We start from the raw sequence: 25,259 nt of genomic DNA, 5'->3' as shown, positions 1-25,259 counted from the left end.
CACAACACTCTCCAAATTGGTAATGCAAATCCGCGACACGTGTCGTAAGCTCTCATTCACGTCAGCGAATTCAAACTCTGCCATCCCGCGATGAGTTTTGAGAAAATGATAGAAAAACCACCTGTCTGGGACGTCGATATTTCGCCACTCTTCGCAATGCCATACTGGATCGACGAGGCGGAGCGAGAGGATGTCGGATATTTCTGGACTCGCTGCATGGCAGCCTATCTCATCGACTTCACAGACTACGACAGCGTGACGACTTGGGCTGTCACGATCTACAACCACCTCGCTTCTCGCAACATGCCACTGACCCGCGACCAGCGGCAGATGTGGCCCGACGAAGCGCTCGAGACCCTCCGCGCCTGGATCAATGCCGGATGCCCACGCGACGCGACGTCGACGCTCGATCCAGCGGAGCGGATCCCGCCACCCGTGCAGCCGGATCCGGGCCTGCGCGTGCGAAAAGACATCACCGCACTGAGCGAGGCGGAGCTGACCGCCTTTCGCGCCGCGCTCGACGACATCATGCATGTCGGCTCATCCTCACCCTCCAGCCCATGGCAGCAGTGGGCCTATCTCCACACCAACTGGTGCCTGCACTACCAAGAGGCTTTCGGCTTCTGGCACCGCGCGTTCCTGATGTATCTCGAGGACAGGATCGGCATGGCGATCCCCTACTGGGACTGGATGGCCTGGGATGCCGCCGACCCCACGAGCCCGCGCGCGGGCCTACCCCAGGCCTTCCTCGACGAGACCTACGTGCATCCCGACGGGAGCACCCGCCCGAACCCGCTGCGCTTTGCCGCCGCCAAGGATGGCCGATCGAAGAAATGCGACGTCGCGCCCGACCGCTGCACCGGCGACGAATGCCGCTACGTGCAGCGGCTCGAGGTGTTTTCCGATCCCGCCGATCCGGACCGCGCGCGGTATTTCGAGATGCCCCGCATCTTTCAGGATCAGGTGGCCGACGCGCTGCTGTTCGACAGCTTCTCGACCCCGCAGGGCGCCTGGGGAGCGACCGGCGTGCCTTGGGCCAACATCCCGGTCTTCACCCCTCCGCAGCCCGACGACCTCTACCCGTTCCGGCAGATCAATTTCGACGGGCTCTACGAGCAGCCGCATGACAATTACCATGGCTGGATCGGCTACGACATGGCGGACAACGCCTACACCGCCTTCGATCCGATCTTTATCTCCTACCACGCAAACATCGACAGGATGCTGGAGATCTGGATCCGCGCCCACCCGGGTGCGCAGTACACGACGCAGACGCCGCTTCAGCCCTTCGTGGGACCGCTTGCGACAGCCGTGGACGAGGCCTCCCCCGAGCGCTGGCGCTATACCACGCTCGGCCAAATGGCGCAGGACTGCAGGCGACTGGGCTACGACTATGGGCCGGTGACGGTGCCCTCCTACCGCGCCACCCGCCAAGGCGCGGCGCAGGACAAACCGCAGGCTGCGGGCCTCTCCACGGCGCCGGCCGTCGCTGGCGGTCCCTGGATCGCCTTCTCCGGCGTGCGCTGCACCCATGACAGCTACACCATCGATGTCTTTCTCGAGAAACCGGACGCGGATGCCGGGGATATCGGCCCGGCCTGCCCGAATTACGTGGGCCGCTTCTCGCGCATCGGCATGGGCATCGTCGACGACAAGGGCCGCTGCATCCGACATGGCGTGACGCGTCTGATGACTGCCCGGCGGGCCGTGGCGGCGCTCGGCCTCTCGGGGCCCGAAGCTCCAGAGGTCACGGCGGTCGTCACACGCCTCAGCGATGGCCACCGGTTGGGCGATGACGAAGCCGCGGCGCTGCCGGGCTTCGTACCGCGCTTCCATTGGGGCGCACCGCCTGCGGACACCGCGGCGGACCCGCCCGTCACACCATGCTGCGGCGGCTGACCGAAACGGACGACGGCAATGATTTCCTGAGGGAGGGACCCGGAGTGATGAGACGCAAGATTGCAGCGGCGGGCCTTGCCGCAGGGCTCTTCATTGGTGGCGGCACCGTGGCGGCGGCGCAGGACGGCCCGGCCTTTCCCTGCCTGAACCCGCCAACACTTGACTCGACCGTCCCCTCGGACAGCCCGATCACCGATCAGAACTCGCTGAACTGCTTTGCCTGGCAGGAATTCATCGCGCTGAACTGGAAAGCCGACGGCATCGATGCGCCGGCAGGCCCCGATCCGGTCGCGAATTTCGGCGCGCCGGACGACACCGGACCCACCGTTTGGGAAACCTATTCCGACATCCACAGCGTCTTTCTGCCCGATGGCAGCCCGCCGCCGCCCTTCGGCGAGCTGCCCCCGGCGCCTGCCGCCTGTGCGGAAATCTACACGCCGGGCACGCGGGTCCTGACCCGCTCCTCCAAGGTCTCCATCGACTTCGAGGCGCCCGACGACATTGCCGAGGCCTTCCCCTTCGACGGCTCGCCCAACTGGCTCGCCGACCGGGACGGCAACCAGGTCTGGTACGAGATCATGATCAACCGCGACGAATTCGACTACATCGTCGCGAACCGCCTCTACAACGCGGTGGAGGGCTATCTTGCCACGCTCGGTGGACAGGAGGTGGATCTGCCGCGCGGTCGGACAGGCGGAGCGGTGGGCGCCATCGAGCTCAAATCCGCCTGGGTCGAAGTCCCCGACCCTGCTCAGCCCGTCTGGTCGACCTACAAGCTGACCGAAGCGCTGATCCACGACCCCGCGCATGGCAGCTGCGAGACTGCCACGCTGGCGCTGGTCGGTCTTCACATCATCCACAAGACCGAGAGCCAGCCGCAATGGATCTGGTCGACTTTCGAGCATGTCGCGAACGCTCCCGACGCCGCCGCAGTCTCGGCAGGCGACGTGGGCAACGAGTTCCGTTTCTTCAACCCGTCCTGCGCCTCGCAGGCGATCCCGGCGCAATGCGTCGGCAATTCAGTCGCGCGGCCAGACGGGACGCTCTTTTGCGACGCCTCCAAAGTCGGCTCGCCGACCGAGACATCCTGTACACCGAACGCTTCGCCTGGCTTCTGCGTCACGCCGGACTGTCCGCCGATGCCGGTACAGGTGGCGCGCGAGCACGCCATTGCCGACGGGCAGGACAACCTCGTCGCGTCCCTCAACGCCGCCGCACAGTCGATGATCCGCGCGGCCGCTCCGGACTCGGTCTTCGCCAACTACATGCTGGTCGACGTGCTTTGGTCGGACAGTCCCGTCGACGAGAACACGCCCAACCGCGCGCCATCGACCGCCCCGCTCTCGATCTCTGGCATGCGGCCTGCGCCGACCGAGAGACCCGTCGCGAACACCACGATGGAGACGTATATCCAGGGCACCACCTGCATCAGCTGCCATATGGGAGCGAAACTCGCCTGGCCAAGCCAGAACGATGCGCTGACGCCTTTTGCTTCGGACTACAGCTTCAGCTTTCAGAACGCCCTGCCAATCCCGGCTGGCGAGTGAGAGGAGAGACGGACATGGGCCCCACAGCATCACCTCACCTCTCGCGCCGCGGCTTTCTTGCCGGGGCTTCGGCCGCTGCCCTTGCCGCCGGCCTGCCACGGCCGGCGCTTGCGCAGAGCGTCCCGTTGTCGGCATTTTCGACACCCGCGTTCATCCAGGACCTGGCCGCCAATCCGACGCTGCAGGCAGCGTTGAACGACGCGTGGAACATCAACGCCAACGGCTGGACGGAACAGGCGATCCGCGGCAATCCCTTCACCACGCTCTTCGCCGCAAACCAGGATTACTACTACAACCCGCTGTCTACCGACCTCACCGGCTCTATCGTCGAGAAGGTCAGCTGGACCGCCTTTCCGAACCGCGCGGTGTTCTATCTCGACGCATTGAGCGAACAACAGCGGTTCGAGTTCGTCGATTTCGGCTATTCGACCTCGGCGCCCATCGCCCCCATCCCTGCGACCACCACGATCTGCGCGGAGCAGACCGGTGGAGAGATCCCCGCGAATGGCCCCACGAACCAGTTCCAGCCCTACGGTCCGCGCGGCTGGATGGACGAGTATTGCGAGATGGCCGTAACGCGGGAGGGCGACCGCACCGATGGCCGGATCACCCGCATCGACTTTGTCTGCGAGAACCCAGAGTACTGGTACACGCTCTGGTCCGTTTCGCCCGAGACGGTGCTTGAAATCTATCAGGAGATCCTCGGGCGCCCGCAGATCACCCTTGCCGATCTGGAACTGCACGATGCCGCGGGAAACCCGGTGATCGATCCCGGCACCGGTCGGTCGGCCTACAATCCACTCAACAAGTGGAACAGCGGCCCGCACCGGACGGCCGATGGCGGCGGCGCGATGCACCTCACCTCCACACCCAACACGCTACAGACCGAACTCGGCCTTGCCGGCGCTGCGACGGTCCTGCGCAACATGGGCAATGCCAACGGCACGGATCTGATCTGCTGCGCCCAATATGGCCAGATCATGCGCAATTCAGACCCGCATATCGGACAGATTTCGAACCAGATCGTGGGCTTCGGCGGCGGCTTCCGGGTGTCTCTCGCCGATCCGATCGGCCTTTACATCCAGACACCGACCTTCACCAATTACGTCCTGCCCGATGATCCCAACCTGCCCGAGGGGGCCAGCGCTGCCGATTGCTGGACCATCCTGCGCGGGCAGGAAACGCTGCCCGGTTTCCCGTCCAACTTCAACTTCCTCCTGCACGCGAAATTCGAGATCCCCCAGGCGTGGCGCGATGCCGGCGTGAGCTTCGAGGTCGGTGATATCGCGGTCGATGGCGAGCCGATCCGCTACGGCAGCCAGATGCTGCCGACCATCCAGGTGGCGCTCTTCCCCCGCGCGGTGGCCGCCGACACGCCGCAGGCGCCACAGCCCTGCGTGGCGGGGCTCTCCGCACCTTTCGCCAAGGCCCAGCCGCAGCAGATCATGTATCAGGACCTCTGGGACGGATACAACGCGTCGGCGGTGCCGAACGCGCGCGGCGTGGCGATGACGCTGGCATCGAACACGATCATCGTGGCGCCGCGGATCATGCCCGGGACGACGGCAACGCTGGCCCTGCTCGGCTCGGCGTTCGAGGCGGAGGGAGCGCTCCCGCAGGTGGCATTCTTCCGCGAAGGCGATACATCTCCCGACGCCGCGATCACCGTAACGGTCGAAGGGCTGGAAGACGTGGTCTACGCGGTGCCCGGCAACTCCGAGCCCGGGCCGCAGCAGCTCCTGCGCCTGACGGTCGATGTCGGCGCGGACGCCGCGCCCGGCACCCGGTCGGTGTCGGTCGCGAATGCCGGCGACGCACTTGGCGAGACGGCACCGTTCTTCCTCTGGGTCGAGGGATAGGGGCAATTGCCTGCGCGGCGCGACCATCGGCGCATTTCGAAGGGCAGACGCCTTGTAGACACCCGGGCTGCGAGATCACGACCGGAGAGCTCGCCTCGGCGATCTCGATGGCTCGACGCCGCTGCGATACCGCCTCGGGGCGCGCGACAATGACATCGAACGCGTCGGGATCGGGTATCGAGACCGTTGAGACTACTGTTGGGCCATTCCGAAGATAAAGCTGTAATCCGATGCATAGGCCGGCACCCCGTCCGAGCCACCGCCGTCTTTGATCGTCGCGCCGGAATGGCACTCCACGCAGGAGACGTCCTGCGCATAGGTCTCGAGCATTGGGTTCGACACCTTGAAAGCATTGAGCGCCGGGCGGAACGCGGTTTCCGACAGCGGCGACATCGGCGCGGTCGCTCCCGCGTTCTCGTCGACCGGACTGTCTGCCCAGAGCACGTTGACCAGCTGGTAGTACTGGAACACGCTGTCTGGGTTGGCCGCAGCGATCATCGCCTGTGCCGCGGCGTTCGTCGCCACGATCGGGTTCTCGTTCGTCGACGGCAGCGAAAACTGGCGTGTCACCTGGATCGGGTAGGGTTGGCAGGCGCTTCCCGGATCCACCACCCCGCCTTGGAAATCTTTGAGCGCATAGGCCGGCGACACGTTCGGCAGGCAAGAGGTTGTCGTTGCGTTGTCGAACGCCGCGCAGGACTCAGGCACCGGCATCTCGACACACCCGCTTTCGCGGTAGAACCGGTACTCGCGGTCGAGCGTCCCGGCATCAACCTGGGCCTGGTCCGGCGCATTGTCCACGTGATCGAACGTGGACCACGTCCAGCTTGGCTGCGCCGAGGTCTTGTGCAGGATGTGCAGCCCCACGAGCGCCACGGTTCCCGTCGTGCAGACCTGATCGCCACCGGTCCCGCTGCAGAACTGGGCATCGGCCGTCAGATACCGCGTCCAACGTGGATCGTCGGGGTCGGTGACGGACAGCCATGCGGCCTTGAACTCCGCCGCTCCCGAGCTGTCGTTGAAAACCCCCATTGGCAGGTCGATCCGACCGCCATCCTCGACCATCGCCCTCTGTCTCGCCGCCTTGAACAGCTGGTTTCCGATGATGTAGTCGGCCTCCGCGTCGTTCACGAGGATCTCGTACCAGACGAGGTTACCATCCCGGTCGGCGAGCCACGCGGTCGTCGGTGTCGCCTCGTTGATATCGCTCCCGGGGTTGAAGTTGCCGTCGAGCTTCGCGGTCCGTGCGAGCTGGCGCACCCCCTCCGCGGCCTCGGGCGGCGCAACGTAATCCGCCGGAGGCATCAGTTCCGCCGAAGTCATGAACGTCTCGAAGACCGTGGGCCCGCCGCCCGGATCGCCGTAGACCCCGGGATCTCCGCCTGCCTGCGGCCAGGTCACCGCGATGAACTCCTGCCACGCGAAGCAATTGAACGATTGCTGGTCGCTGAGAAGCGTGTCTCCCGGAAAGGTCGGACCTAGCGTCGGTGGGTTGAGGCAGGGGAAGGACGGCGCGTCCTGCGCCAGCGCCGCACTTCCGGAGCTCAGGATCAGCCCGAGGGCGGAAAGGACAAGGGGACGTGTCATGGCGTTGATCTCCGCTGTCGAACTACTGGCCGGACCGGACGAGGATGTTGCCGGGCACCGGCACATCGGGATCGTTGCCGGGATTGGTGACGCGCACACCGTAGCTTCCGTCCGGCACGTCCGGGCCGATCTCGATGGAAAGATCGTAGAGAATGACCTCGTAGATGCCGTCATCCGCCGGTGCATCGGTCTGCGGCATGGCGCCGTTCAATGTAACCGTGATGCCCTGCGCCACCGTGCCGTCCGGCCCCACATAGTCGATCACCGGCGCCATCGCGCCCCCAAGCACCTCGAGCGCCATGTGCGGCAGTGACACGCCCGGCGGCGTCTCGAATGGCAAGAGCGGGATCGTCGCAGCAGAGATCGCCGGCTGGCTCTGAACTGCATCGAAGACCGCCATCGCCACCAGCGGTTGCGCCCAGCCGTTCTGGGCCGAGGCGGGGCTTTTTTCGGCGACGGGTGGGAAGCGCGTGCTGTCCGCGAGGTCCACGTCCAGATAGGCAGTCGCCGCCAGCGCCTGATTGAAGGTCTCGGCGATCTGGCTGCCATACAGGATCGGCAGCGGCGGCGTACGCAAGACCATGCCCGGAAACACCCGGTCCTCGTTCGTCGGAGGCGAGATCACGATGTCTGACACGGTGTAGCCCTTCTCGGCCGGCACCTCGAAGGTCGCGTGCAGGATCTGGTCGTAATGGACATCCGGCCCCGCCTCGGCCGCCGTGCGCCCGCGCACCACCGTGAAGAACTCGGAAGCGGGCGTGCCGTCCGGAGTCTCGTAGTTGGAGAAGTCCGGCATCTGCATGTACAGCGCGATCGGGTTGGTCAGCGTGATCGGCTTGCCGACATTGCGCACCACCTGGTTTCCCTGCATGCCGATATTGGGGTCGGAGTTGCGGAAGTTGCCGCCATACTGACCCGAGCAGATCATGTTCGCGGGGCTGTACTGATCGCCCGGCAGGTCCCGCAGGATCGTTGCCGCGCCGCCAAGATACATCTCTGCGCCCACCGTGTTGGGCGGGCTCGTCAGGTGCACTGCGCCGCCGCCGGTCTCCGTCGCCTCGTTGCCGTAGTTCCACTTGTTGAGCGGGTTGTAGGCGGGATTGCCCGCGGCATCGTTGACCACGTTCCCTTCGGCATCGCGCAGGTAGAGATCCTCGACCACGACCTGGGGTCCAACAAGCTGCTGGTAAAGCACCAGCACCTTTTCCGGATCGACCTCCCAGAGCGTGAACCAGTATTCCGGGTTCTCCGCGGTGAACGAGATCTTGGTGATCTGCCCGCCCTCGTTCCGGGTCACCACCCATTCGTTGTATTCGTCCTTCCACCCCCGCGGCCCGCCGACCCGCGAGCTGTAGAGCGCCCATTCATCCTGCGGTTGGTCCCAGTGCACCACCGGACAGACGCCCGAGACGCCGGTCGGGATCGACACCGCGGCAAAGCCGTCGCCCGGCGTCTCGCCCAGGGCAGGATACTTGGCGAGAACGTCCGACAGGTTTGCCCGAAGGGTCTTGGCGTACGTCGCGCCGTGCGCGTCGATCCAAGTCTGCAGAACCGCGTCGTCGGCAAGATTGCCCTTGTCTGCCAGCGGATAGGTCAGCGCGGGATCGAGCGCATAAGGGGTGCCTTGCGACGTGCTGAAATACCAGTTCACCTTGTTGGGAAAGGCCGTCCACGTGATCGGCTGCACCGCCGTATTGACGGTCTGATCATATTCCGCCGGATCGAGGTAATTGACCCGGGGCGCATCGTTCACATTCGTCCAGGGATTTCCGGCGATGGCCATGTCGGTGAAAGCCGTCATGGCATCGGTCCATCGCCGCTGCATTTCCGCAAGCCCGTCCGGATCGTCAGCGAAATCGGTTTCCGCGATATCGGCTGGCGTGTCGTATTGGAAATCTTCCGCAATAGCAGGGACAGCAGCCATTGGAAAAAGAAGCAACGCCGCAATTGGGAGGCGAGTAAAGTGAGTCATACGATGACTCCAAAGCTAATTACGCCGAATGGCACAGGAAATGCCGTGTGGCGTGACTGTTCCACGCCCGTCGATATTTTTCAACTTATAATTGTCAATCCGGACACCCATCAACTCTGGGTTCGGCTCGACACAGCCGAGCAGTGCCCCTGTCTTCATGTGCATTCCCTATGCACAGCAAGCCCCCTGAGCATTGCTTTCCACGCGAACGGCCCCGGCTTTTCTTCGAGGCCGGGGCCACGATCAATTCTGCCAGGCTGGCCGTATTTCGCCCGGGGATGTGGCCGATTTCATCCGCGAAGGCGTCACGCGGAACGCGCAAGCAGCCTGCCGCAGGCGCTGCCCTCGTTCGTCTCGCCGTCATAGGCGCGGCGTCCGTTCACATAGACAGCGCGGACCCCGATGGACGGGCGCACGGGATCTTCGAAACTGGCGGCATCGCGGATGGTCTCGGGATCGAAGAGCACGAGGTCGGCAAAGGCCCCCTCCGCGATCCGCCCGCGGTCAGGCAGGTCAAGAACGTCTGCCGTCTGGCCGGTCATCTTGGCGATGGCGCCCGCCATCGGCAGCAGTGCCTGTTCGCGGGCGTAGAGGCCCAGCACGCGGGGGAAGGCGCCCCAAAGGCGCGGATGCGGGCGCCGGTCGCGGGGCAGCCCGTCGGATCCCACCAGCGACGGAGGCCAGGACAGGATCCGCTCCAGATCGTCGTCGTCCATCTGGTGGTAGATCGCGCCGCCGGGCCGCAGCCGGTCGAGCGCCGCCATCGGATCGATGCCCCAGAACGCGGCGATCTCGTCGAGATCGCGCCCCGCCATGTCCGGATGCGGGTCCGACCAGCTGACCGTCACCCTCCGGCTGTCGCGTGCGAAGCTCTCGATCAGAACCGTCGAGCTGGCGGTGTAGGGGTAGACGTCGATGTCGAGCCGGATCTCGCCACGCGCCTCCTCGATCATCGCGAGCGTGGTGCGTGAGAGGCCGAAGGCGGCCTCGCCGCAGCACTTGTGATGCGAGATCAGCGTCCGTGCGCCGCTGCGCCGGGCGATGTCGATGGTCTCGGCCACCGCCGAGACCACCCCGGTCCGCTCGTCACGCATATGGGTCGTCCAGAGGGCACCGGCGGTCGCGACCTCGCCCACGAGGGGCAGCACCTCGGAGGTCGTGGCCGCCTTGGCGGGCGGATAGGCCAGCCCGGTGGACAACCCGGCAGCGCCCTGATCGAGCGCCTCTGCCAGACCTTGCCGCATCGCTTCGACCTCTTCAGCGCGTGCCGGCCCGGTCAGATCCTCCACCGCCCGCGCGCGCAGAACCGTGTGACCGACCAGCGGCACCACGTTCACGCCGGGGGCGTGCTGGCGCAGCGCGTCGAGGTAATCGCCAAAGCGCGGGTAGCGGTATTCCTCTGCCGTGGCGATCAGGTCGAGCGGCGGCACGACGGTGTCACGCCGCGTGAGCGGGCTTGGCCCAAGGCTGATCCCGCAATTGCCTGTCACTACGGTGGTAACGCCCTGACTCAGCTTCGGCAGGCTGGTCTCAACGTGCATCGCGGCGAGGTCATCATGGGTGTGGACGTCGATGAAGCCCGGCGCAAGCGCCAGCCCGGCAGCCTCGACCACCTCGCGCGCCGACAGCGTCAGCCCTGCGCCGACAGCCGCGATGCGGTCTCCCGCCACCGCCACGTCGGCCATGACGGGCGGTGCACCGGTGCCGTCGTAGACCTCCGCATTCCGGATCAGCAGGTCGCATTCAAAATCGCCAGTCATGTCGCCTCGCTCCGTGTCCAGGTAAGGTGGTGGTCGCCCCGCGCCTGGGTCACGGTGCCACCCCGCAGGATGCAATAGGCCTCCTGCACGACATAACCCACGACCTGCTCCGCCGCGACCACCGGGTCGCCACGTCGGACCGGACAGCCCTCCCATTCCGGGCGTCGCCACTCCTCTCCCTCCGCCTCGAACCCCAGCGGTGTACCGCGATCCGCGTCGAGCAGAAGCGCGCGCTTGCGGGGGCCGGGGCGAACGCTGAGACCGATGGCGCTGCCCGAGCCGCTCCATGCGTCGAGCGGCGCCAGCGTGTCGTGGATCGCCGAGACCGCAAGATCCGCGAGCGCCTCGTGAGGCAGGATCGAGTTGTGCAGGACTGCGATCGACAGGCCCGGTTCGACCACAAGCGCCTCTCCGATATCGGGTCGTTCCGCCACCGAGGCCGAGTTTCCGATCGCGAGTTCGCCGCTCGGGGTCATGGCGATGAGCCCGGCGTCAAGATCCGGGGCATCCGCAAGCGCCCGGTCGATCGCCTGCGCGGGAGACAGCCCCTCGCGCAGCGCCTGAAGCGCGACGAGGTTCGGGGGGGGCCCGTTCAGGCCCGGCATGTTCGGCAGGCGGTGCCCGGTCATCAGCCCTGCATCGGCGGCACCGGGGGTGAACTGCGACAGGGGTTCGGGCCGGTCCGGCGCCGAGGACATCAACACCGCCAACCGGGCCTCCGCCAGCGCCGCGAGCTGCGGCTCGGCCAGCATCGCCCGCGCCCCGCCGCGCTGCACCCCGAGATCGTGCACCGCGCCATCCGGTGCAAGCACCGTGAGGCTGACGAAACCGCCAATGGCACCTCGCCCGACGGCTTCGACCGCCTCGAGCCCGGCCAGCGCCGCGCGGGCGGCACCCGGGGCCTTCACTGCTATTCCTATGGTCAACTTGCCACCATGTGTTGGGGGGCGATCTCGGTCAGCGGCCCGGTGGGCAGGGTGCTTGTGTCAAGCGTCGGCAAGGTGCCCCGGGTGCGGGTCGGATCCGGCACCGGCACCGCCGCGAGCAGGGCGCGGGTATAGGGATGGCGCGGATCGTTCAGCACCGCGTGCCGCGGCCCGATCTCGACGATCCGGCCGCGCCGCATCACTGCGACGCGATGCGCCACCTCCTCGACCACCGCCATGTCGTGGCTGATGAAGAGATAGGCGAGGCCGAGGCTCTGTTGCAGCTCGAGCATCAGCTCGAGCACCTGCGCCTGGACACTGACATCGAGCGCCGAGGTCGGTTCATCGGCGACGATCAACTTCGGGTTCACCGACAAGGCGCGCGCGATTGACAGGCGCTGGCGCTGACCGCCCGAGAACTCGTGCGGGAAGCGGCGCATGTGGTCTGCCTCGAGCCCGACGCGCGTGAAAAGCTGCTCGGTCCGGTCCTGCAACTCGCGGCCCTTTGCAAGGCCGTGGATCACCATCGGCTCTGCCACCAGCCGCCCGGCGCTGAGGCGTGGGTTGAGCGAGGCGAAGGGGTCCTGAAAGATCATCTGCATCTCGCGCCGCGCCTTGCGCACCGCACCACCAGAGAGCCGTCGCATGTCGGTCCCGCCGATCTCGATCACGCCTTGGTCAAGCTCCAGCAATCGCAGCACCGCCCGTCCCGTGGTGGACTTGCCCGAACCGCTTTCGCCGACCAGCGCCAGCGTCTCTCCCGCCGCGAGGTCGAAGCCCACGTCCTGCATCGCCGCCGTGCCCCCCGCCTTAGCCGCGAAAAGCCCGCGTTCGCGAAAGGTCTTGGACATGCCGTGCGTATGCAGCAGCCGTGCGCCGGGACGTGAAGGGCTGTCGACCACCTGCCGCGGCTCCGCCGCCGCCGCATGGGCCCCAAGCCGTGGGACCGCCGCGAGCAACGCCTTGGTGTAGTCCTGCTGCGGCGTCTCGAAGATCTCGCGGACCGTGCCCTCCTCGATCTTACGCCCCTTGCGCATGACAACGACCCGGTCGGCCATCTCGGCGACAACGCCCATGTCATGGGTGATCAGGATGATCGACGTGCCGAAGCGGGCCTTGAGGTCGCGCATCAGATCGAGGATTTGGGCCTGCACGGTCACGTCGAGCGCCGTGGTCGGCTCATCCGCCAGCAGGATCGCCGGGTCCGAGGCCATCGCCATCGCGATCATCACCCGCTGACGCATACCGCCCGACAGCTCGTGCGGGAACTGCTTCATGCGGCGTGGGGCGTCGTCGAGCCCCACCAGTGTCAGCATCTCGCGGCCCCGCGCCGCGGCCTGCGACCGGCTCATGCCCTTGTGCTCGATCAGCGCCTCGGTGAGCTGCTGGCCGATGCGCAGCACCGGGGTGAGCGAGGTCATCGGTTCCTGGAAGATCATCGTCACCCGGTCGCCCCGGATGCCGCGCAGCTGCTCGTCGCTCAGGTGCAACAGATCCCGACCGTCGAACCGGGCCCTGCCGGCCTCGATGGTCGCGGCGCCCCGCGGCAAGAGACCCAGCAGCGCCATTGAAGATACGCTCTTGCCGGAGCCACTCTCGCCGACGATGGCCAGCGTTTCACCGGCGCGCAGATCGTAGCTCAGGTCCTTCACAGCGACGTTCCGGTGGCGGCCCTTGCCGAACGAGATGGTCAGGTCCCTGACGGACAGGAGCGGGGCGTCTGTGTCTGGTGTCATCGGTCTGTCTGCCTCGGGTCGAGGGCCTCGCGGATGCCGTCGCCCAGCAGGTTGAACCCCAGGACGGTGGTGGCGATGGCGAGGCCGGGAAAGATCATCATCCACGGAGCGCGACTGATGAGATCGCGCGACGAAGACAGCATGAAGCCCCATTCCGGCTGTGGCGGTTGTGCACCGAGCCCGAGAAAGGACAGCCCGGCCGCGGCGAGGATCGCGGTGGAGACCCCCAGTGTGCCGATGACGATCAGCGTCGGCACCACGTTGGGCAGCAGATGCAGAAAGATCAGCCGCAGGTGGCCCGCGCCCGCGGCGACGGCAGCCTCGAAATAGGGTTTGCCCTTCTCCACCAGCACCACGGAATGGGTCACACGGGCGTAGAACGGGATCGAGGCGATGCCGATGGCAATCATCGCGTTCGTCAGGCCGACGCCGAAGATGGCCAGGCAGGCGAGCGCGATCACGATCTCGGTGAACGAGAAGAGCACGTCCACCAGCCGCATCAGGACCCGCTCGGTCCAGCCCGAGGAATAGCCGGCCACGAGGCCGAGCAGCAGTCCGCAGGACAGCGAGATGCCGACGGCGATCACGCCGATCTGCAGCGTCAGCCGCGCGCCGTAGATGATCCGGCTCAGCACGTCCCTGCCGAAATCGTCGGTGCCCATGAGATAGTTCGTGGATGGGGCGTCGAGCCGAGGCCCGGCCGCCATACGCAGCGGATCGTAGGGCGCGATCACCGGAGCGGTCAGTGCCGCGAATATCAGGACCGCCACGATCACGAGGCCGATCAGGCCGGACGGGCCGGCAAGGAGCGCCCGCCAGAAACTGCGCTTGCGCGGCGCGGAGGCGGTGGCGAGATCGTCCGCCAGCTCGGCGGTGGAGGATGAGTGGATCATCACGAATACCGGATGCGGGGGTCAAGGAAGGCGTAGGCGATGTCGATCACCACCGATGCCAGCGCGACCACGGTTGCAAAGAACAGGATGAAGCCCTGGATCAGGGGGTAGTCGCGCGACAGCACCGCCTCGATCGCCAGCCGCCCCACGCCGTTCCAGGCGAAGACATTCTCGATCACGATGGCGCCGCCCATGAGGTAGGCGAACTGCAGGCCCAGCATCGACACCACCGGCACGAGCCCCGAGCGCAGCGCGTGGCGGTACAGCACGATCGAGCGCGGCAGACCCTTGGCGCGGGCGGTACGGATGAAATCCTGGTCGAAGATGTCGATCATCGCCGAGCGGGTCAGGCGCGCCAGCACGGCGGCATTGGCGAGCCCGAGCGTCAATGCCGGCAGCAGCAGGCTGCGCCAGTCACCGCCCGCCACGGGCAACCATTGCAACTGAAGGGCAAACAGGAACAGCAACAGAAGGCCGAGCCAGAAATGCGGCATCGACACACCGACGATCGCCAGCACCATGGCACCGACATCGACCCATGTGCCGCGCTTGTAGGCGGCCAGGAAGCCGAGGCTCATGCCCACCACGATGGCGATCGCAAGGCTCGACACGGTGAGCGCGAGTGTTGCCGGGAAGCGCGTCAGCAGCACGTCGAGCACCGGCTGGTCGCCGACGATGGAGCGGCCGAGATCGCCCTGCACGAGGCGCTCGAGATACATCAGGTACTGGGTCCAGATCGGCTGGTCGAGCCCAAGCCGCACGCGGATCGCCTCGAGTTCCTCGGGGGTGGTCTGGAAACTGCCATACATGATCCGCACCGGATCGCCCGGCACCAGGTGGATCAGGATGGTCACCGCGATGGTCGCAATCCAGATGGTCACGAGCGCGGCGAACAGGCGCTGCAGGATGAACTTGCCCATGGGGCATCTCCTTGCCGAAGGGAAGGGTCCGGCGCGCGGCGGGAGCAAGGCCGCGCGCCGAGGTCGTGAGGGGAAGCGATCCGTTGGGGGGACGGTCCTCAGCCCCCGCTCACCACCGTCACGTCAAGGAAGTTCGGGTGCAGGAAGGGACCGACCTTGAACCCCTCGACTTCGGGACGCACCGCAAAGACCCACTCCCAGCCGGGGCTGTAGAGGCCGATATGCACTGCGTTTTCCATCAGGTACTTGATCACCGCCTGCACCTTCTCAAGCCGGGCGTCGGGATCGATCGTGGTGCGGGTTTCCTCGAGCATCGCGTCGAGCTCGGGCGATTGGTAGCCTGAATAGGCGCCCGGCGAGTGCCACAGCTGGTAGAGAATATCCGGGTCGTACCAGGACCAGGTCATCATGTCGAACGTGCCAGGCTCGTCCGAGGTGGTGTCCTCGTTCTGCGCCTTCACACGGGCGTTCATGGTCCCGATGTCCATGATCTCGACGCCCGCATCGATGCCGACCTGCGCCAGTTGCGACTGGAAGATCTCGGCCAGCTTGTGCCGGTTGCCACCGGTCCAGACGAACATCGTCGTCTCGAGCGGATTGTCCGGGCCGTAGCCCATCTCGGCGAGCAGCGCCTTGGCCTTTTCCGGGTCGTACTCGTAGCCGTACTGCTTGCAGAACTCCTGGTCGTTGCCGAAGACACCGCGCGCCACCGGGCACCACTCGCGGTTGGTCAGGCCACCGTAGATGATGTCGATCGCCATCTGCGGATCGGTGGCATAGGCCACCGCCTGCCGGGCGCGGATGTCGTCGAAGGGCGCACGCGAGGTGGTGAACTCCCAGAACACGTCCTGACCGGTGTTCTCGGCGACCATGATCTCCAGCTCGCCGGCCTCCTTGATGGCCTCGATGTCATCGAAGGGCGGTTCGGCGATATGCACCTCGCCGGTGCGCAGCGCAGCGAGGCGGGTCTGAGCCTCCGGCACAGTGCGGATCAGCAGCCTGTCGATATGAGGGGCTCCCTCGTTGTCGTAGGGCTCGCCGTAATTGACGTAATCCGGGTTCTTCGACAGCGCGACCTCGCTGCCCTTGACCCATTCGTCAAGACTGAACGGCCCGGTGCCAATGGCGGTGGTCGAGCCGAAGGTCTCGGCCGTGTTGCTGTCGCAGATCATCGACGAGAAACTGTCGGCGAGGAACGGCAGGAAGGCGCCGAACTTGCTTGCCAGAGTGACCTTGAAGGTCAGCGGATCGACGACCGTCACGTCGGTGATCGGGCCCCAGCTGGTCTTGGTCAGGCTCGGCGTGTCGCCGAAGGCCCGGTCGATGGTGAACTTCACGTCATTGGCGTCGAACGGCGTGCCGTCATGGCACATGATCCCCTCGTTAAGGGTGAAGGTGTACTCCAGCCCGTCCTCGCTGGCCTCCCAACTTGCGGCCATGTTGGGCCCGGGGTTCCCCTCCATGTCGAAGGCGAGCAACGTATCGTAGATCTGGTCCCAGACCTGCATCGACAGGGTGCTTGTGGCGCGGTGCGGGTCGAGACTGTCGATGTCGCCATAGCGTGCCCAGACAAGCTCCTGAGCGCTGGCCGTTGTCGCGCCGAGTGTCAGTGACGCCGTCAGCGCGAGCCCGGGCAGCGCGGGCAATCCGCGCAGTCTTCTGCGTGTGTCGTCCATGTTCCTCATCTCCATCAAGTCGCGGTGCGTCGCCTCGGATCGAGGAGCGACATGCAGACAAGGCTCCGGGCAGGATACAGGCCGGCGCAAGAAAAAGGTTCACAAACGACATGTCGATTTTCATAAATGAATCTTTTTCACGTGCGCGGCAGATCGTTCTTTTCAGTTCTGAAAACCGAGCGATCTCATTTGCTGCTTTCTTCAGCCCATTGCGAATGGATCGACTCGATGTGGTCGAGTCGCCTCTGCGCCGAATCGCCGGTCCGCGTCGCAACCCGGGCGCAGAGATAGGTGACGAGGCTCAGCGGCGCGGTCATCGAACCGAAGACCGTCGGCCCTTCCGAGCGACCGCGCAGGATCAGGTCGGCGCCCCGCTTGTCGCCCGCCGCGAGCGAGTTGGTGACGAGGATGACCTTGGCGCCCGCGCGCCGTGACGAGCCGATCACGTTGCGCAGCTCGGCCGTGCGCCGACCGACGCCGAAGGCCAGCACCGCGTCCTCGGGGCTGATCGAGGCGAATTCCTCCGGCACCGGAAAGCCGCTCAGGGGGATCATTCGGATGTCCGGAAAGACCTTGATGAGCAGCGCGCGTGCGAAGAGCGCCAGTGGATAGCCTTCGCCGAAGCCCACCACCCAGAGCTTGGCGGCGCGGCAGAGGATCTCGACGGCTTCCGACATCTGTTCTGCCGGAAGGCTTTCGAAGGTCCGCACGAGATGCTTCACCTCAGCATCGAGATACTCTCCCGGAGAGAGAAACCCGCCCGAGAACGCCGGAACCTCGGGCGCCGTGGGCTTGGCGGACTGGCTCTCGCGCACTTCGTGCTGTGCCTCGCGATAGCCGCGATAGCCGAGCCGCCGGAAGAGCCGTGCTGCGGTGGCCTTCGACACGTTTGCCTGATCAGCAATATCGCCTGCGGTCATGTAAGCGAGCACGCCGACATCCTCGAGCAGAAGGTCGGCCAGCCGCCGCTCTCCACGCGGCATCTCGTCGTAGGCCAGCAAAAGGCGCTGTGCGATGTGATAGGTCTGGTCCATGGCATTCGTCCTGAGGCTGTCCGGGTCTCTGATTGTACAGCCTGGCAGGCTGCAATGGTCGTGCCCCATAGAAGCGGTGCACCTGCAGGGGCACCCTCCAACCGACGGTCAGGACTGCCCCTGACAGTGAAGGGCATCACGCCCCCGGGGACAACCGCAGGAAACGCCGCTTCTGCAACTCACCCGGACGAAGGGATGAGCCAAGCCCCACAGACGCCCGGACTGCTGTGGTCCGAGGCGTCGGGCGCGCCCAGCGGGCGCGACCATCACAGCCGCGCCACAGGCCTCCGCTGGCGATGCTATTCAATCCGCGTCCGCCGCCAGTGTCAGCTCGGCGCCGCTCAGAACGTCAGGCAGTGCCGAGAGCATGCGCTCGAGCTCTGCGAGGGTGTTGTAGTGCACCATCGAGACGCGCACGACGCCGTCGTCGTGATCTTCCCCCAAACGTTCGACCAAACGGCGCGAGTGGAAATCGCCGAAGCGGATCGCGACCTTGTGGTCGTCCATCCCACGCGCGACTGCCCCCGAGTTCACGCCCTCGACACGGAAGGAGATCGTCGGAACGCGCAGGTTGCCGCCATTCCCGGGATCGCCGATCACCCGGCAGTCGTTGCGCGCGCCCAGCCAATCCAGCAGACGGTTGGTCAACACTTCCTCCTGACGCGCTATGGCCGCGAAGCCGGCCTCGAACAACGCGCGCCCCTCCGCATCCGATCCGGCGCGGCGACCCAGCGCCTGCACGTACTCGACCACAGCCGTCATGGAGTAGGCCAGCTCGTAGTTCGGATTGCCCGGCTCGAGCTTCCCGGGGACCTTATCCTTGCCGTAGAAGTAGTGATAGAGCCCGTCGAGCTCGGCCAGGAGCTCGTACTTGCCATACATGACCGCGGTGTGAGGCCCGTAGCACTTGTAGAGGCTGAAGATGTAGTAATCGACATCCCATGCGGTCACATCGATGGCGCGATGCGGCGCATAGGCGACGCCGTCGACACAGATCTTCGCACCGTGCCTGTGAACGAAATCTGCGATCTCGCCGACCGGGTTGATGGACCCCAGAATGTTGGAGACATGGTGCACGCAGACCAGCTTCGTGTGCGGCCCCATCAGCGGCGCGAGGTCTTCGAGACGCAGTTGCATCGACGACGTGTCGATGGGCCAGACCTTGATCTCCACACCGAACTCGCGCAGCCGCTCCCACGGCCCGATGTTGGACTCGTGGTCGGCATGGGTCACGATGATCTCGTCGCCGGGTTCGAACTGGCTGCGCATGGCGGCCGCGAGGGTCTGGACCAACACCGTGGTCGAGGGACCAAACACGATTTCCTCGGGCCGCGCGGCGTTGACGAAGGTCTGAGCGGCGCGGCGCCCATCCATCAGCGCCTCCGCCGCAAGCTGCGAGATCTCGTAGCTGCCGCCGATCTGCACGTCGCGATGGGTGAGGAATTCGACGATCCGGTCCATCGCGCCCTGCAGCGTCTGTGAGCCGCCAGCGTTGTCGAAAAACGCCCAGTCCTTGGCCAACGCGGGAAACTGGCCGCGCACGAACTCCATATCCAGTTGATCTGTGTACTCTGACATCGGCTGCCCCTGTGTCTGTCTCGAAGTGGTGTTCAGTGGTCCAGCACGGCGTGCAGGAAGTTGCGGGTGCGCGTCTCGCGCGGGGCGGAAAAGAACTCCGCGGGCGGCGCGCTTTCGATCACCTCGCCGCCATCCATGAAGATCACGCGGTCGGCGACCTGCCGGGCAAAACCCATCTCGTGGGTCACAACCACCATGGTCACGCCGGTCTGCGCGAGGTCGCGCATAACGTCGAGCACCTCGCCGACCATCTCGGGATCGAGCGCCGAGGTGGGCTCATCGAAGAGCAGCACCTGCGGCTCCATCGCCAGCGCACGGGCGATCGCCACGCGCTGCTGCTGGCCGCCAGACAGGCCGCTGGGGTATTTCTCGGCCTGCGATTCCAGCCCGACGCGCGCGAGCAGCTGGTCGGCCTGGGCGGCCGCCGCGGCCTTCGTCGTTCCCCGCACGCGGCGCGGCGCGAGCATGATGTTCTGGCGCACGGTGAGGTGCGGAAAGAGATTGAAGCTCTGGAAGACCATGCCGACCTCGGCGCGCACCTTGGCCAGATTGGCCCCGGGCAACACCGGCACGCCGTCGACATGGATGGCACTGTCGGCGAAGAAATCCTCGAGCCTGTTGATGCATCGGATCAGTGTCGACTTGCCCGAGCCCGAAGGGCCGACAACGCACACCACTTCACCGCGCGCAATCTCGAGGTCGATGCCGCGCAGGGCGTGATAGTGGCCGTAGAATTTCTGCAGGTTCCGGATGCTGATATAGCCCGACATCATGCTTTCCCCCGGTTGAGCCGCCGCTCCAGACGCGACACCAGCAGCACCAGCGGCAGCAGAAACGCGAGATAGATCGCCGCGGCACCGATGAGCGGGCTCGGGTTGGCCGCAAGCGCCTGCGCCTGCGTCGCCTGCTTCAGCAGGTCCGGCATCGCCACGACCGAGGCCAGCGCCGTGTCCTTGACGACGTTGATCGAATTGTTGGTCAGCGGCGGGATCACCATGCGGATCGACTGCGGCAGGATGACGTCGACCATGGTCTGGCGATGACCGAGGCCCAGGGCCGCGGCGGCTTCGAACTGGCCTTTCGGGATGGCCTCGATCCCCGAGCGGAAGATCTCGGCCGTGTAGGCCCCCGAGACCATCGTGAGCGCGGTCATGGCCGACGCGAAGGGCGAGAGCCGCACCCCGACGAAGGGCAGCGCGTAGTAAACGATTATGAGCAGCACCAGCAGCGGGATCGAGCGGAAGACGTCGATGTAGATGCGCGTGAGGATCTGCACCGGCCGCACCGAATAGAGCCGCATCATGCACAGCGCGAGGCCCAGCACGAGCCCAGCCAGGATGCTCGCGGCGCCCAGCTTGAGCGTGAGCCAGAGCCCCTTGAGCAACATCGGAAAACTTCGGGCGAGCACCTCGAAATTGAGGAAGGTTTCGAACAAGTCCATCTGGATCCCCTGCAGGGACCCGGGCGCTCCCGCGCCCGGATCGCGCGCGCTTACTGGGCGCTCGGCATGTCGAGAACGGTCACCGTCGAGGTTCCGGCCTCGGGCGCTGCGCCGAACCATTTCTCGTGCAGCTCCGCGAGCGTCCCGTCCTCTTTCAGACCACTGAGGATCTCGTTGACCTCGGTGGCCAGCTCCGCGTCCTTGGCGAACATGAAGGAGTACTTCTCACCGGTCTCGATGCGCTGCACGACCTCCAGAGCGGGCTTGTCCTTCACGTAGTACTGAAGCGCCGGGATGTCCGAGATGTAGCCGTCGATGCGGCCAGCGGTCAGGTCGAGCATGGCCGGCTGCAGGCCCTCGTAGCGACGAATGTCGGCGAAGCCGTAGTCCTCGGCGTGCTCGGTGGCCCACATGTCGCCGGTCGAGCCGGTGTCGACACCGACGACCTTGTCTTTCATCTCGTCCAGCGAGGCAGGACCCTCGGCGCCAACGGTGAGCGACTGGTCGCTGTCATAGTAGGGCTGCGCGAAGCTCACCGACTGCAGGCGCTCGTCGGTGATGGTGATCGACGACATCGCCATGTCGATGCGGCCCGACTGCACCGCCGAGAACAGCCCGTTGAACGGGATGTTGACGATCTCCACCTCGCGTCCGAGCTGCGACGCAACCGCGTTTGCGAGCTCGACCTCGAAGCCGACGAATTCGCCGCTCTCGTCCTGGAACTCCCAAGGCACGTTGCCGATATTCGCACCGACCTCGAGCGCGTCCTGCGCCTGAGCCGCAGCACCTGCGCCAGCGGCGACAACCCAAACCGGAACGATGAATTTTCTGAGCATCTTTTTCTCCCTGTTGTCTTGCATCCGAAGCGTTCGGATCAACCGGTCAGACCAGTCATACCGGTAGGATCACGCTGGCAAGATTTTTGCAAGTGTGCAATCACTAATTTCGGCGCTGCGAGAGCCGCGGCCGCAGGCAATGCTCAGAATTAGGAACAGAGCGATGGAAGAAGACTTTGGAAAGCTGCCGGTCACGGAGGTCGTGACGCGTCGGATTCAGGAGATGATCCGTAGCGGCGAATTCCCTCCCGATGCCAAGCTTCCCTCGCAGCGGATCCTGTCGGAGCGACTGGGTGTCTCCCGCGCCTCTTTGCGCGAGGCGCTTCTGACCCTCGAAACGCTCGGGCTCATCCGTACGCTGCCCGCGCGCGGCACCTTCGTGACCGGAGAGCGCACGCGCGCGCCCAAGGCCGGCCAGAACTGGCGACATGATGCCCGCTATTCGATCACCGAAGTGTTTCAGACGAGGCTCGTCATCGAAAGCGAGATGTGTCGCCTCGCGGCCCCGGTGATGACGGACGTACAACTCGCAGCGCTCGAAGCCGCCGCGCGGACCTTCGAACAGGCCTGGCGAAAGGGTGATCTTCTGGCGCATGTGGAGGCCGATCTCGATTTCCACTCGCAGATCGCCGACGCCTGCCCGAACGGGATGCTGCGCATGTTCTACCGGTCCATTCATGACGTGCTGACCGAAAGCCAGAGGGTTCCGATCCCGAACACCGAGGTTTCGAGAATGGAGGCTTCGATCTCGGAACATCACGCGATCCTCGCAGCTCTCAGGGCACGCAATGGTGCCATGGCGGCCCTCACGATGCGCACTCATATCAGCAATACGGCCTCGATTGCCGGGGCGCTTCTCGTGGAGGACAGCGAGGCTGACGGCCCGTAGACCGGCGGCGCGGAACGAACGCATGACGGATTTCCACGGGCTTGGTCGCTGCTATGGCCTCGCGCAGCGAGAGGGTCCTTTGACCGGCCCACCAAGCCGACCAGAGCCCTTTGCGCCCAACCCAAGCGCGGTGGGCTGGAGTCATCTCGGCCACCAGCTCATGCGCGGGATCGTTCCGTGGATGCCGAAAATTCGATCTACTCCAGCATCGGCGACACCGGAAAACGGCGCGATGCGTCCTGCGCAGGCCGGGCGGTGGCTTGCACAGCTTGCAGCCGGCGACAGGACGTCTATCCCGGACCTGACGATCTTCCGGGGCGCCCTGCCCCGTCATGGCGTCCCGACGCCGCTCCGCCGGATCGGACAGCGCTGCGCCGATCACTGGTATCATTTCAAGGATAACCGGGCCTGAGCCCGGGCAAGGACAGATGAAAGACACGCACGATATCTCCCCCGCCGCGCAGGCCGAACTCTGGCGCGACCGCTATTCCAAGGTTGCCCTGATCGGCGGCAGGCTCGTCCCTTCGGCCAACGCCATCGAGGTGATCGAGCCTGCCCACATGACGGTGCTTGGCGAGGTGGCCGCCAACGACGCCGCCGACGTGGATGCCGCCGTCGCCGCCGCAAAGGCCGCCGCGCATGACTGGGCCGAGACCCCGGCGCGCGAGCGCGGCCGGCTGGTGGCCGAAGCCGGCCGCATCATGCTGGCGCAACTCGAGCCGCTGGCGCATCTGCTGGCCCGCGAGACCGGCAAGGCGATCCGCACCGAGTGCCGCGGCGAGATCCGCGTCGCCGCCGACCTGCTCGAGATGTTCGGCGGGCTGGGCTCCGAGATCAAGGGTGAGACCCTTCCATTCGCCCCTGACGTCTTCGCCGCCACCACCCGCGAGCCGGTGGGCGTGGTCGGTGCGATCCTGCCGTGGAACGTGCCGCTGGTGCTGATGATGCTCAAGATCGCGCCGGCGCTGGTTGCCGGCAACCCGGTGGTGATCAAGGCCTCCGAGGTCGCCCCCTTCGCCACCTATGCCTGCGCCGAGATGCTGGCCGCGCTGCTGCCCGAGGGAGTGATCAACGTGGTCTGCGGCAGCGGTGCCGAATGCGGACAGGCGCTTGTCGATCATCGCGACGTTGCCAAGATCACCTTCACCGGTTCGGAAGCCGTCGGCGAGAAGATCTACATCTCGGCCGCGAAACGGCTGATCCCGGTGTCGCTCGAACTCGGCGGCAAGAGCCCGATGATCGTCTGCGCGGATGTCGATCTCGAGCGCGCCGTCGAAGGTGCCGTGACCGGCATGCGGTTTACCCGGCAGGGCCAGAGCTGCACTGCCGCCAGCCGGATCTACGTGCACGCGGACATCCACGACGCCTTTGTCGCGGCGCTGAAGGCGCGGCTCGACACCCTGGTGATCGGCGATCCGCTCGATGAGGCCACCGATATCGGCACCATCTCCTCGCCGCAGCAGGTGGCAAAGGTGAAAGGCTACGTCGCGCTGGCCGATGCCGCGCCCGAGGCCGAGGTGATCCGCTGCGCAAAACTGCCCGAGGCCGACACGGTCGCGCCCGATCTCTTCCTTCAGCCGACGCTGGTTCTCGGCATCGACCCGCAGAGCCCGGTGGTGCAGGAAGAGATCTTCGGCCCGGTCACGGTGATCCGGAAATGGACCAGCTATGACGAGGTCATGGCGCAGGCCAACGACACCGAGTTCGGCCTCGCCGCCTCGATCTGGACCAAGGACCTCGCCACCGCGCTGACCGCGTCCAAGCAGCTCGATGCGGGATTCGTGCAGGTCAATGCCGGCTTCACCATCCAGCCGAACCTCTCCTATGGCGGCTTTGGGCGCTCGGGGCTTGGCAAGGAGGCCTCGCTCGAGTCGATGCTCGAACATTTCACCCGCAAGAAGACCGTCGTGCTATCGATGAGCTGATGCTGACCGGTCTTTCCTTCGTGACGATCGCAGAGATCTGCGGCGTGGTGGGGATCGCGGCGGTGCTCCGCGGCCTCACCGGCTTCGGCTTCGCGCTCGCCGCGGTGCCGCTGCTCAGCCTCGTGATCCCGCCAGCGCAGGCGGTGGTGATCGCGGTGCTGCTGCAGTGCCTCGTGGGGGTGCGCGACCTGATCAGCCTCCACGGCCAATTCGACCGAGGCGAGCTCGGCCGCATGGGCCTTGGCGCCTTGATCGGCACGCCGCCGGGCATCCTGCTTCTGGGCTGGCTCGATCCCGACGTGATGCGCGTGGTGATCGCGGCGATCATCTGCCTTGCCATCCCGATGCTGGCGCTGCCGCAGAAACCGCGCGGTGCCGGGGCGCTGCGGCTGGCCTTTCCGGCCGGGCTCGCGGGGGGATTCTTCGGCGGGCTTGCCGCCATGCCGGGACCGCCGGCGATCACCTATTTCCTCTATACGGGCGCAGCCGCCGCGCGAATGCGGGCGAGCCTGATGATCTTCGTGGCCATCACCGCCGCCATCGCGCTGCCCGGTCTTGCCGTCGCAGGCCTCCTGCACGGCAGCGACCTCGTCGCGGCGCTCTGTGCCTTTCCGGTGATGCTTGGCGGCACCTGGCTCGGCGGCAGGCTGTTCGCGCTGACCAGCGAGAAACGCTACCGGCTGGTGTCGCTCTCGGTGCTGCTCGCGACCGCCCTCTCGGCCGGCGCGCGTGGCCTGTCCGCGATGCTCTAGCTGTCAGGTCATCTCGGGCCGCGCGCGGG

Annotated in this window: 20 protein-coding genes; 7 read left to right on the top strand and 13 right to left on the bottom strand. The window is 65.9% G+C overall.

The features are described from left to right. Positions 1 to 216: 216 nt before the first annotated feature. From R2601_RS22315 to R2601_RS22305, 3 genes are read left to right on the top strand one after another with little or no spacing between them, the layout of a single operon-like run. Positions 217 to 1,899, top strand: a complete 1,683-nt coding sequence (locus tag R2601_RS22315) for a tyrosinase family protein (RefSeq protein ID WP_040545719.1) — start codon at positions 217 to 219, stop codon at positions 1,897 to 1,899. A gap of 47 nt (positions 1,900 to 1,946) precedes the next feature. Beyond that, positions 1,947 to 3,446 (top strand): hypothetical protein, encoded by a 1,500-nt coding sequence (locus tag R2601_RS22310; protein ID WP_144266942.1) that lies wholly within the window; start codon positions 1,947 to 1,949, stop codon positions 3,444 to 3,446. A gap of 14 nt (positions 3,447 to 3,460) precedes the next feature. After that, positions 3,461 to 5,305, top strand: a complete 1,845-nt coding sequence (locus R2601_RS22305) for a DUF8225 domain-containing protein (protein ID WP_007802990.1) — start codon at positions 3,461 to 3,463, stop codon at positions 5,303 to 5,305. 192 nt (positions 5,306 to 5,497) lie between these two features. Here the strand turns inward: R2601_RS22305 and R2601_RS22300 are convergent, their stop codons facing one another. The 13 genes from R2601_RS22300 to R2601_RS22240 form a co-directional block, all read right to left on the bottom strand. Next, on the bottom strand, positions 5,498 to 6,892 hold the full coding sequence (locus R2601_RS22300; RefSeq protein ID WP_007802988.1) for a hypothetical protein: 1,395 nt from the start codon (positions 6,890 to 6,892) through the stop codon (positions 5,498 to 5,500). Positions 6,893 to 6,914: 22 nt separating this feature from the next. Further along, positions 6,915 to 8,816, bottom strand: a complete 1,902-nt coding sequence (locus R2601_RS22295) for a DUF8225 domain-containing protein (RefSeq protein ID WP_007802986.1) — start codon at positions 8,814 to 8,816, stop codon at positions 6,915 to 6,917. A gap of 353 nt (positions 8,817 to 9,169) precedes the next feature. Beyond that, on the bottom strand, positions 9,170 to 10,624 hold the full coding sequence (locus R2601_RS22290) for an N-acyl-D-amino-acid deacylase family protein (RefSeq protein ID WP_007802984.1): 1,455 nt from the start codon (positions 10,622 to 10,624) through the stop codon (positions 9,170 to 9,172). After that, entirely contained in the window at positions 10,621 to 11,550 is a 930-nt protein-coding gene (locus R2601_RS22285) for a DUF6963 family protein (RefSeq protein WP_040545718.1), read from the bottom strand. The genes R2601_RS22290 and R2601_RS22285 overlap by 4 nt, the downstream gene beginning before the upstream one ends. Continuing rightward, complete coding sequence (locus tag R2601_RS22280; RefSeq protein WP_007802981.1) at positions 11,547 to 13,286, bottom strand: ABC transporter ATP-binding protein; 1,740 nt, start codon at positions 13,284 to 13,286, stop codon at positions 11,547 to 11,549. The genes R2601_RS22285 and R2601_RS22280 overlap by 4 nt, the downstream gene beginning before the upstream one ends. Next, the gene (gene nikC, locus R2601_RS22275) at positions 13,283 to 14,179 is read right to left on the bottom strand and encodes a nickel transporter permease (protein ID WP_007802979.1); all 897 of its coding nucleotides are present in this window, start codon (positions 14,177 to 14,179) and stop codon (positions 13,283 to 13,285) included. Before nikC ends, R2601_RS22280 begins: the two co-directional genes overlap by 4 nt. Then, positions 14,179 to 15,099, bottom strand: a complete 921-nt coding sequence (locus R2601_RS22270; protein WP_007802977.1) for an ABC transporter permease — start codon at positions 15,097 to 15,099, stop codon at positions 14,179 to 14,181. The genes nikC and R2601_RS22270 overlap by 1 nt, the downstream gene beginning before the upstream one ends. A gap of 98 nt (positions 15,100 to 15,197) precedes the next feature. After that, complete coding sequence (locus R2601_RS22265; protein WP_050768485.1) at positions 15,198 to 16,775, bottom strand: ABC transporter substrate-binding protein; 1,578 nt, start codon at positions 16,773 to 16,775, stop codon at positions 15,198 to 15,200. A 185-nt stretch (positions 16,776 to 16,960) separates the two neighbouring features. Continuing rightward, positions 16,961 to 17,809 (bottom strand): MurR/RpiR family transcriptional regulator, encoded by an 849-nt coding sequence (locus R2601_RS22260; RefSeq protein ID WP_007802972.1) that lies wholly within the window; start codon positions 17,807 to 17,809, stop codon positions 16,961 to 16,963. 303 nt (positions 17,810 to 18,112) lie between these two features. Continuing rightward, a complete protein-coding gene (locus R2601_RS22255; RefSeq protein WP_040545717.1) occupies positions 18,113 to 19,387 on the bottom strand; it encodes a cysteine desulfurase-like protein in 1,275 nt (424 codons plus the stop codon). A 32-nt stretch (positions 19,388 to 19,419) separates the two neighbouring features. Continuing rightward, positions 19,420 to 20,157 carry an amino acid ABC transporter ATP-binding protein gene (locus tag R2601_RS22250; protein WP_007802967.1) on the bottom strand — a complete coding sequence of 246 codons (738 nt, stop codon included), beginning with the start codon at positions 20,155 to 20,157 and terminating at the stop codon, positions 19,420 to 19,422. Continuing rightward, positions 20,157 to 20,828 carry an amino acid ABC transporter permease gene (locus tag R2601_RS22245; protein ID WP_007802965.1) on the bottom strand — a complete coding sequence of 224 codons (672 nt, stop codon included), beginning with the start codon at positions 20,826 to 20,828 and terminating at the stop codon, positions 20,157 to 20,159. Before R2601_RS22245 ends, R2601_RS22250 begins: the two co-directional genes overlap by 1 nt. 50 nt (positions 20,829 to 20,878) lie before the next feature. Further along, on the bottom strand, positions 20,879 to 21,664 hold the full coding sequence (locus R2601_RS22240) for a transporter substrate-binding domain-containing protein (protein WP_050768484.1): 786 nt from the start codon (positions 21,662 to 21,664) through the stop codon (positions 20,879 to 20,881). A 163-nt stretch (positions 21,665 to 21,827) separates the two neighbouring features. On the opposite strand from R2601_RS22240, the gene R2601_RS22235 reads away from it, so the two are divergent. From R2601_RS22235 to R2601_RS22225, 4 genes are read left to right on the top strand one after another with little or no spacing between them, the layout of a single operon-like run. Then, entirely contained in the window at positions 21,828 to 22,553 is a 726-nt protein-coding gene (locus tag R2601_RS22235; RefSeq protein WP_007802961.1) for a FadR/GntR family transcriptional regulator, read from the top strand. 22 nt (positions 22,554 to 22,575) lie between these two features. Continuing rightward, positions 22,576 to 22,965 carry a hypothetical protein gene (locus tag R2601_RS26715; protein ID WP_144266941.1) on the top strand — a complete coding sequence of 130 codons (390 nt, stop codon included), beginning with the start codon at positions 22,576 to 22,578 and terminating at the stop codon, positions 22,963 to 22,965. Between the two features lie 16 nt (positions 22,966 to 22,981). After that, positions 22,982 to 24,478: an aldehyde dehydrogenase family protein gene (locus tag R2601_RS22230; protein WP_007802959.1), complete on the top strand. Its 1,497-nt coding sequence runs from the start codon at positions 22,982 to 22,984 to the stop codon at positions 24,476 to 24,478. Further along, positions 24,478 to 25,230: a sulfite exporter TauE/SafE family protein gene (locus tag R2601_RS22225; protein WP_007802957.1), complete on the top strand. Its 753-nt coding sequence runs from the start codon at positions 24,478 to 24,480 to the stop codon at positions 25,228 to 25,230. Before R2601_RS22230 ends, R2601_RS22225 begins: the two co-directional genes overlap by 1 nt. Positions 25,231 to 25,259 lie beyond the last annotated feature (29 nt).

The sequence above is a fragment of the Salipiger bermudensis HTCC2601 genome (assembly GCF_000153725.1).
Taxonomy (GTDB): Bacteria; Pseudomonadota; Alphaproteobacteria; order Rhodobacterales; family Rhodobacteraceae; genus Salipiger; species Salipiger bermudensis.
This window is presented reverse-complemented; position numbering and strand designations above follow the sequence as displayed.